Source organism: Gillisia limnaea DSM 15749 (assembly GCF_000243235.1).
In the GTDB taxonomy this organism is placed as follows: domain Bacteria; phylum Bacteroidota; class Bacteroidia; order Flavobacteriales; family Flavobacteriaceae; genus Gillisia; species Gillisia limnaea.
In genome coordinates, this window is record NZ_JH594606.1 from 1,500,837 (window position 1) to 1,510,770 (window position 9,934).

General features: G+C 39.5%; 8 protein-coding genes. All 8 read right to left on the reverse strand.

Features of this window, described 5'->3' with window-relative positions; translation table 11 throughout:
- Positions 1 to 13: 13 nt before the first annotated feature.
- A complete protein-coding gene (locus tag GILLI_RS08475) occupies positions 14 to 385 on the reverse strand; it encodes a GxxExxY protein (protein WP_006988684.1) in 372 nt (123 codons plus the stop codon).
- A gap of 368 nt (positions 386 to 753) precedes the next feature.
- Entirely contained in the window at positions 754 to 1,869 is a 1,116-nt protein-coding gene (gmd, locus tag GILLI_RS08480) for a GDP-mannose 4,6-dehydratase (RefSeq protein WP_006988685.1), read from the reverse strand.
- 1 nt (position 1,870) lies between these two features.
- A complete protein-coding gene (locus tag GILLI_RS19050; RefSeq protein WP_006988686.1) occupies positions 1,871 to 2,212 on the reverse strand; it encodes a phosphomannose isomerase type II C-terminal cupin domain in 342 nt (113 codons plus the stop codon).
- A 97-nt stretch (positions 2,213 to 2,309) separates the two neighbouring features.
- Positions 2,310 to 3,350: a mannose-1-phosphate guanylyltransferase gene (locus GILLI_RS08490; protein WP_006988687.1), complete on the reverse strand. Its 1,041-nt coding sequence runs from the start codon at positions 3,348 to 3,350 to the stop codon at positions 2,310 to 2,312.
- A gap of 2,008 nt (positions 3,351 to 5,358) precedes the next feature.
- Entirely contained in the window at positions 5,359 to 5,676 is a 318-nt protein-coding gene (locus GILLI_RS08495) for a type II toxin-antitoxin system PemK/MazF family toxin (RefSeq protein WP_006988688.1), read from the reverse strand.
- A complete protein-coding gene (locus GILLI_RS08500) occupies positions 5,676 to 5,900 on the reverse strand; it encodes a hypothetical protein (protein WP_006988689.1) in 225 nt (74 codons plus the stop codon). The genes GILLI_RS08495 and GILLI_RS08500 overlap by 1 nt, the downstream gene beginning before the upstream one ends.
- 586 nt (positions 5,901 to 6,486) lie before the next feature.
- Positions 6,487 to 7,707, reverse strand: a complete 1,221-nt coding sequence (locus GILLI_RS08505) for an ATP-binding protein (RefSeq protein WP_006988690.1) — start codon at positions 7,705 to 7,707, stop codon at positions 6,487 to 6,489.
- 664 nt (positions 7,708 to 8,371) lie between these two features.
- A complete protein-coding gene (locus GILLI_RS08510) occupies positions 8,372 to 9,565 on the reverse strand; it encodes an ATP-binding protein (RefSeq protein WP_006988691.1) in 1,194 nt (397 codons plus the stop codon).
- Positions 9,566 to 9,934: the final 369 nt, after the last annotated feature.

Consider the following 9,934-nt stretch of genomic DNA (forward strand, 5'->3'; position numbering starts at 1 on the left):
AGTTTTTCTGTTCTTACTTTATTAAGCGTTTAATTCCGTTTTTTAAGGATGCAACGTTGAAATTTAGAAGGAGGCCAATTTTACAACCGGAAAGTTTCAAATATGTTAAAACCTGTGCTGTGTGTACATCTGTAAGAGCTTCAACAGATTTAATTTCCACTACAACTGAATTTTCCACAAGCAGGTCGATTCTGTATCCGGCATCCAGCTTAACATCGTGATAAACCAGCGGAAGTGCCTTTTGCTTTTCTACTAAAAGTCCTGCCTGTTTTATTTCGTAATTAAGACATTCCTCATAAGCACTTTCTAAAAGTCCGGGCCCAAGTTCAGTATGCACTTTAAAAGCACACTTTAGAATCTGTTCCGTTATTTTATTTAGTTCCATTCTGAATTTATCTTTAGTCGCCTGCAGATTTTAACCACAGAGTTTTAAGGAGTATGGCACAGAGTTGCACTGAGTTTTGATCTTTCTCCTTGAAACTCTGTGTATTCCTCCGTGTCCTCTGTGTTTAAACTTTTTATTCGAAGTAATTTTTAACCACTGAGTTCACTGAGTTTGGCACAGAGTTACACTGAGGGTTAATCTTTCTCTGTGCAACTCTGTGTATTCCTCCGTGTCCTCTGTGTTTAAATTTTTATTTGAAATAATTTTTAACCAAAGAGTTTACTGAGTTTGGCACTGAGTTACACTGAGGGTTAATCTTTCTCTGTGCAACTCTGTGTATTCCTCCGTGTCCTCTGTGTTTAAACTTTTTATTCGAAGTAATTTAAGACCTGATACCCACCTACTTTTAAATGCTGCTCCTTTTGCATCAGCTGCACATCACTAGTCATCATTTCTTTAACCAAATCTTTTAAATTATATTCCGGAGTCCAACCAAGTTTGGTGTTTGCCTTAGAAGCATCCCCTATTAAAAGATCAACTTCAGTAGGCCGGAAATATTTCGGATCTACCGCCAGCACTTCTTTTCCTTCTTCCAGTTGAAATTCAGGATTGCTGCAAGACTTTACATAAACCTTTTCATCTACCCCGGTTCCCATAAATTCCAGTTCGATCCCTACTTCAGCAAAAGCCATTCTTACAAAATCCCTTACAGAAGTGGTTTTTCCGGTGGCGATCACCCAATCTTCAGCTTCTTCAGCCTGAAGGATCATCCACATCATTCTCACGTAATCCTTAGCATGTCCCCAGTCCCTTTGTGCATCCAGATTTCCTAAATAGAACTTATCCTGTAATCCTAATGCAATTCTGGAGGTAGCCCGGGTAATTTTTCGGGTTACGAATGTCTCTCCACGCAGGGGGGACTCGTGGTTAAACAAAATACCGTTGCAAGCATACATTCCGTAAGCTTCACGGTAATTCACCGTGATCCAGTATGCATACATTTTTGCAACTGCATATGGACTTCTTGGGTAAAACGGAGTAGTTTCCGATTGCGGTACTTCCTGCACTTTCCCATACAATTCTGATGTGGAAGCCTGGTAGATCCTTGTCGTTTTTTCAAGTCCAAGTAGTCTTACAGCATCTAAAATTCTAAGAGTACCCAATCCATCTGCATTTCCGGTATATTCCGGAATTTCGAAAGACACATGCACATGGCTCATTGCTGCCAGATTGTAGATCTCATCTGGTTGAATTTCTTTGATAAGTCGGATAAGATTGGTACTATCTGTCATATCCCCGTAATGAAGAATAAAACGCTGGTTTTCTTCATGTGGGTCCTGGTATAAATGATCGATCCTGTCTGTATTGAACATCGATGATCTTCGTTTTAAACCATGAACTATATAGTTCTTTTTTAAAAGGAACTCACTCAAATATGCTCCATCCTGCCCGGTAACCCCAGTGATTAATGCTACTTTTTTCATGTTATTTTCTATTATAATCGTCTTCAATTCTTACTATATCATCTTCCCCGAAGTAAGTCCCGTGCTGCACTTCTATGAAGACGAGTTTTTCTGAGGTTGGGTTTTCAATTCGGTGTTTAGAACCAAGAGGAATGATGGCTGTTTCGCCAGCGTGATAATCTTTCACAACGCCATCTAAAGTAATTCGTCCAATTCCTTCTACCATTGTCCAGGCTTCAGCCCTTTTGTGATGGTATTGATAGGACAAACGCCCTCCGGGATTTACCTCTATTCTTTTTACTTTATGAGTATCTGTGTCTTCCAGTACCCAGTATTGCCCCCAGGGCCTTATATCGTGTTCCATGTTATTAGATTTCGATTCTTTTGCTGTAGGCTTTAGGCTTTAGGCTTTAGGCTTTTTTTCATGAGGCTTATAGCATTTTTGCGCTTACAGCCTATAGCTATTGAATTAATTGTATGTTATTTTTTTCGAGTTTCTGGTAAAGTTCCTTTACATCTTGCGATGCTCCTTTAGACACCACTAAAAAAGCATCCTCTGTGGAAACCAGGATACAGTCTTGAAGACCAACGAATGCGACGTGTTTACCTGAGCCTATCTGCATATTACCAGATTCATCTACCGGGTGACCCATTTCTTTAAGGTAATCATATACCGCCTCAAAACTTCCCATATCACTCCATTCAAAAGACGAGGGCACCACCTTGATCTTGTCGCTTTTTTCCATTACCGCATAGTCTACGCTTATTGAAGGGATCTCCAGGGATGATAAAGTGTCAAGCTTATAATCCCCGGCGCATTCAAAAGCAGATAAGCTTTTAGTATAAACCTGAGGGGTATGCTTCTCTAATTCCCGAAGAAAAACACCTGCTTTAAAACAGAACATGCCGCTGTTCCACAAAAAGTTTCCGTTTTTAAGAAACTCCAGAGCTGTGGCAGTGTCGGGTTTTTCCCTAAATGAAAGCACATTTTCTGCCAGATATTCTATGTAGCCGTAACCGGTCTCCGGTCTCGTGGGTTGAATTCCAAAGGTCACGATGTTATCCTCTCCCGCCAGGGCAATTGCTTTTTGAACGGCGATGGAATATTCAGGACCTTCCTGGATTATATGGTCGGCCGGAGTGACTAATAAAATATCATCGGGTTGTGCAGCAAACGCGGCAAACGCAATAGCAGGGGCGGTGTTTCGCGGCGTGGCTTCCACGATATCTATATATTCGGTGATTCCTAGTTTTTGAAGGCTGGCTTCAGATAGCTGCCTGTTTCCCTGGTTACCAACTACGATCAATTCATCAACAAATGCTGCGTTTCTTTCTACAGCAAGTTCAAAAAGGCTTTTATTTTCGGAAAATATATTCAAATATTGCTTTGGGCGGGACTGTCTGGATAAAGGCCAGAGTCTGCTTCCTACTCCGCCGGTGAGAATCACGTGTTTGATTTTATTCATTTGTCTGCTCATAATTTCCGGATTCCATTCTGTCATTCTATTCCCATTTTAATTTTTCACTAAAAACCATAGCTCCAGCTATCCAAAATTTGAATTTCAGACTCCTAGATGTCAGTAATTTAGGAACTATGCGCTCCGTTATTGGAGCCAATGTGAAGTAAAGGGGGCATAAATTAGGTTAGGCAGCTGTAGGGGGCTGGGGGTTTATTGTTTGTGGCTAATTGTTAGTTGTAATTTTTTAAAGCATTCACATTTTCACTCCCCCTTCGGGGGCTGGGGGGATTTACCCCCCCTTTGGGGGCCAAATAAGTTTAAAGTTTCAAAAGTTCAAGGTTCAAAAGTTAAATTAAACCGAGTGAGCCACAACAGTAAGAGTTCCCTTCGGGGGCTGGGGGGATTCACTCCCCCTTTGGGGGCCAAATAAGTTTAAAGTTTCAAAAGTTCAAGGTTCAAGGTTCAAAAGTTAAATTAAACCGAGTGAGCCACAACAGTAAGAGTTCCCCCTTCGGGGGTTGGGGGGCCGGGCTTTTCATGGCTTCGCCGCTCTGAGTCCCATTTGCAGGAACCCGGAGGAGCAATCCCAATTTCAGAAATTTCCATTTTCTTTCATTGAGCCGGCAAAGATATTGTTTCACATTTGTTTAACAAAACTTCTATGTTAAATTACTCTGATTTATTTGTTAACACCTTGTGCTTGCGATATTTTTACGGGAAACCGTAATTCTATACGTTAAAATATTAACTTTCAGGAATTTGGTTAATTGGGGAATGTTGAATTGGTTAATTGGGGAAATGGTTAATTGGTTAATTGGGGATTTGAGAATAAAAAATGTTGAATGGTGAATGGTGAATGGTGAATAAAAAATTTTGAATGGTGAATGTTGAATGGTGAATAAAAAATTTTGAATGGTGAATGTTGAATGGTGAATAAAAAATTTTGAATGGTGAATGTTGAATGGTGAATAAAAATTTTGAATGGTGAATGGTGAATGTTGAATAAAAAATTTTGAATGGTGAATGGTGAATAAAAAATTTTGAATGGTGAATGTTGAATGTTGAATAAAAAATTTTGAATGTTGAATGTTGAATGTTGAATTGGTTTAATTAGGGGAGCGGGGGCGGCTGTAGGCTGTATGTAGGCTTTAGGCTTTAGGCTTTCTTCCTTCGTTGTACTCAGGAAGACAAAAACTCCCCGGCTTGTCATTCTGAACGCAGTGAAGAATCCCGCTTACTACCAGGGCGAATCATGTTTGAAAGAAGATACAATTTTCAGTGCTCATCTTCCTCTCCCCTCGTCTCTACGTCCCACTTTCCTTTCGTCTCCTCTTTGTTTTTTATACTTCACCCACACCGTAGGGATTCTTCCTCGCCCAAAAGCTCGTTCAGAATGACAGTAAGAACAAAATTTTTCTGTTTTCCCTTTAGCGTTTAGGCGGTAGGCTTTTTTTGGCTGTAGGCTGTAAGCTGTAAGCTTTAGGCTGTAGGCTTTTTTTGCTTATAGCTTAAGGCTTATTGCTTTTTTAGGCTGTGGGCTGTAGGCTGTAGGCTGTGGGCTGTAGGCTGTGGGCTTTCTTCCTTCGTTGTACTCAGGAAGACAAAAACTCCCCGGCTTGTCATTCTGAACGCAGTGAAGAATCCCGCGTATTACCAGGGCGAATCATGTTTGAAAGACGATACAATTTTCAGTGCTCATCTTCCTCTCCCCTCGTCTCTCCGTCCCACTTTCCTTTCGTCTCCTCTTTGTTTTTTATACTTCACCCACACCGTAGGGATTCTTCCTCGCCCAAAAGCTCGTTCAGAATGACAGTAAGAACAAAAGTTTTTCTGTTTTCCCTTTAGCGTTTAGGCGGTAGGCTTTTTTTGGCTGTAGGCTGTAAGCTTTAGGCTGTAGGCTTTTTTTGGCTGTAGGCTGTAAGCTGTAAGCTTTAGGCTGTAGGCTTTTTCGCTTATAGCTTATAGCTTAAGGCTTATTGCTTTTTTAGGCTGTAGGTTAAATGGTTTTTTTACTTGTTGCTTAAGGCTTATAGCTATTAAAGACTGTAGGCTAAAGCCCCAATATTCTTTTGAGTTTTAAGTTAAGCTCATGGATTTGATCTTTATTTATTGCACCTATTTTACCTATGATTAATTCGGTTTCTAAAGTAGCAATTTTGTGGGTCTTGATCAGGGAAGGTTTTTTAAGTCCGTTTGCCACATCCGGCTGGACTAACAAATCTTGTGTATTTCCCCTTACAATTTTCGAAGTTATAAAAGATACAATTACGTCTGATTCCCCTTTGTACAAAATAACAGCTGGCCTTCGTTTTGTTCCTTTCAAATTAGTAAACGGAAAAGGGATTAGCATAATATCTCCTTTTTTCACTAGTATTTCTGAATTAGATCTGAATCACTGTATAATTCCTGTTCCTCTTCCAAAAATTGAAAAGATTGAGATTGGGAAATAATCTCTTTTATTCCTTTAGTTATATTTTTATCCTCGTTTTTTTGTATGAGAAAATCTACATAATCTGAGATTTCCCTCACCCTCCAGTTGGGGAGACGGGATAGATTTTCAAGTGTTTTTTCCAATAATGCCTGCTTTTCCATAGCTGAAAAATTTAAATTAAAAATACAAAAATTATTGCTGCATTCCTTTTTTATATTCAAAAAAACGGGTTGCTTGATAAGTTTTCCAAACTGGGCAGTATGTGCAAATTTTGCACTTACTTTACGAACACCGCCTTTAGGCTGAAGGCTTTAGACTTTTTTATTTTTGCTTAAAGGGGCTATAGTTTAAGGCTTATAGCTTTTTTTGGCTGTAGGCTGTAGGCTGTAAGCTGTAAGCTTTAGGCTGTAGGCTTTTTTGCTTATAGCTTATAGCTTAAGGCTTATTGCTTTTTTTGTCCGCAGGCCGTAGGCTGTAGGCTGTAGGCTGTAGGCTTTTTTTGGCTGTAGGCTGTAAGCTGTAAGCTTTAGGCTGTAGGCTTTTTTTGCTTATAGCTTATAGCTTAAGGCTTATAGATTTTTTTGGCTGTAGGCTGTAGGCCGTAGGCTGTAGGCTGTAGGCCGTAGGCTGTAGGTTGTAGGTTGTAGGCTTTCTTTTGCTTATAGCTTATAGCTTAAGGCTTATAGCTTCTTTAAATTGTAGGCTGATAGCTGATGGCTGGTAGCTTCTTTCGCTTATAGCTTATTCCTAATTCAGTAAAAAACTTCTCAGGTCCTGGGTTTCGATTCCTGCAACTGTATTCCCGGAAAAGCTTTCCATAGTAACCACCTTTTTGGGATAGTTATCCTTAATTTGTTTTAGATTGCCGAATTCACGTTCCAGCGTAGCAGGATCATTAATACTCAACGCTACCTGAACATATAATTTCTCCCCTTCCTTTTCTGCTATAAAATCTACTTCTTTGTTCCCCAGCATTCCTACCTGTACTTTATATCCTTTAAAAACCAGATGGTTATATACTACATTCTCCATGATCTTCCCCCTATCTTCTAACCTGTATCCCCAGAGTCCGTTGCGGATGCCCAGGTTTTCAAAGTAATATTTCTCACCTATCTCGAACATACGCTTCCCAACTAGATCGTAACGCCCCACTTTATGGACTAAAAAGGCATTTACTAAATGCTGTATATAATTCTGTACCTGGTTTGGCGCCATCTTTACGCGTTGAGACTTTAAAAAATCACTGATCTTTTTTGCAGAAAATATGCTGCCAGTATGTGCCGCTAAAAACAAGACCAATTGTTCCAGAAAATTAACATTACGTATAGAATAGCGGTTAATGATATCCCTGTAAACAATGCTCTGGTAAATGTTCTTCAGATATTCGAATACCACTTCATCTTTCAATTCCAAATGTATGAGGTAGGGAAGCCCACCGTATTTAAGATATTTGTTTAAACTCTCATCATTTTCGATTAGCCCATGAAAAGATATAAACTCTGGATAAGCCAGACTGAAAACCTCTAAGTTAATGTATCTGCCACTGAGATGCCCTGCGATGTCCCCCGACAATAAATTAGCGTTGCTGCCAGTACAATAAAGGTCAAGATCTGTTTGAAGCAATAAGGAGCGTAAGGCATCACCAAAATTTTCAATGTCCTGGATCTCATCAATAAAAACGTATGTTTTTCCAGATTTCGCTTTATGAGCCAGTACATATTCATTTAAATGTTCGGCAGTTTTTATAAATGAAAAAGCCAGATCTTCTTTATTGATATATATAATTGTTGCGGTGCTATCAGTTTCTTTGACCCATTGTATGATCTGAAAAAGTAAATAGCTTTTGCCTACGCGACGTTGCCCGGTTAATACCTTGATAATATTCTGCCCGATGTATGACCGAACCTTCTCCAAATAATGAGAACGTTTATGAATATTATTTGGAATTACTAAATTATTTTCTATCATTATGATTATAACTTTTTACAAATATAGTAAAAGTTATAAGTATGTTTTTAGTTTTTGGCTGTAGCTTTTTGCTGTAGGCTTTAGGCTTTAGGCTGTAGGCTGTGGGCTGTAGGCTGTGGGCTGTAGGCTGTGGGCTGTAGGCTGTAGGCTGTAGGCTTTTTTTCGCTTATAGCTTAAGGCTTATAGCTTTTTTAGGCTGTAGGCTGTAGGCTTTCTTCCTTCGTTGTACTCAGGAAGACAAAAACTCCCCGGCTTGTCATTCTGAACGCAGTGAAGAATCCCGCTTACTACCAGGGCGAATCACGTTTGAAAGACGATATAATTTTCACTGCTCATCTTCCTCTCCCCTCGTCTCTACGTTCCACTTTCCTTTCGTCTCCTCTTTATTTTTTATACTTCACCCACACCGTAGGGATTCTTCCTCGCCCAAAAGCTCGTTCAGAATGACAGTAAGAACAAAAGTTTTTCTGTTTTCCCTTTAGCGTTTAGGCGGTAGGCTTTTTCGCTTATAGCTTATAGCTTAAGGCTTATAGCTTTTTCAGGCTGTAGGCTGTAGGCCTTTTTTTGCTTATAGCTTATAGCTTAAGGCTTATTGCTTTTTTGGGCTGTAGGCCTTTTTTTTGCATATAGCTTATAGCTTAAGGCTTTTAGCCTAAGATCGAAATTAATACAAAAACCCGAACATCCAAAGAGGGATCTTGTTCCCCGATCCATATTCCAGGTTATCCAACACCCGATAACTATTTTTGAGATGTTTGATCTGTTCATTTTTTTTACCGCTCCCGCCAATTTCAAAAACCCAGGTATTATTGATCTTAAAATCCCCTTCTTCAATATATTCCACTTCATTTGCTTTCCCTACCTGATTGATAAAAAAAGTTTCCCGTAAATTTCCTTTGTCGGTATTTTCAGCGGCAAAAGCGAACTGCAAATTGGTGTTTTCCAGGTAAACCTTATCTGGTTTCTGAAGCCGGGTAATGCCCTTTGCATTTTTATATAGATTTTTTGTAAGGTGTGCCTCCTGTAAAAAGTAAAGGTAACTTATAAGGGTATTCCGATTGATCTTGATACGATCACTTAATTTGCTGATATTAGGCATAAAAGGCGCAGATTGGGCAATAATTTGCAGCAATTGTTTTAATCTGGCCGCATAAGCTATATCTACTTTTCTTAATAAAGGCAACTCTATTTCCAGGATTAGATTTATAACTTCTTCCAACCTTTGATGGTACAGGGAAGCTTCTTCAACAAAAAAAGGATAATACCCGCTTTTAAGATAATTATTAAAATGCTGCAAGGGTTTAACCGTTTTGTTAACCTCCCCGGCAATAGTCACGTGATCTTTCAATATTTCTTCCAACGAAACTACCGGGAAATTAAGGTTTAAAGTAAGATTTAAATATTCCCTATACGATAAGCCCTGCATGGTATACATTACTGCCCGCCGACTTAAATCGGCACGGGCATTAAGTATTTCGAGCAGTGACGATCCTGTAAAAACAATATGAAGGTCGGGGTAATCGTCATAAATATTTTTAAGCTCCTGCGACCAGTTTGGATATTTATGAACTTCATCTAAAAAAAGAAATTTTCCACCTTTTTTAATAAATTCATCTGTTAAGCCTGTCAGCTTATTTTCGGCAAACCAGATATTGTCCAAACTTACATAGAGACTGCTGCCGTCTAGCGGTAAGTTCTTTTTTATATATTGTAGCATTAGGGTTGTTTTCCCCACGCCCCGAGCCCCACGAATTCCTATAAGCCTGGCACTCCAGTTAATTTCCTGCATGGTGCCACGCATGAAATCCATCGAAATGGTCTCGATTTTACGAATAAATTTCTCTTCAAGCTCTTCCATAACTGCTTAATGTACTAAGCAAATATATCCATTTTTTGCTACTTATGATAAGCAAAATGTAAAATCTGTAGACTTTTTTTGGCTGTAAGCTTCAAGCTGTAGGCTGTAGGCTGTAGGCTCTAAGCTCTAGGCTTTTTTTTGCTTATCGCTTATAGCCTAAGGCTTATTGCTTTTTTTTGGCTGTAGGCTTTAGGCGGTAGGCTGTAGGCTGTAGGCTTTCTTCCTTCGTTGTACTCAGGGAGACAAAAACTCCCCGGCTTGTCATTCTGAACGCAGTGAAGAATCCCGCGTACTACCAGGGCGAATCATGTTTGAAAGACGATGTAATTTTCAGTGCTCATCTTCCTCTCCCCTCGTCTCTACGTCCCT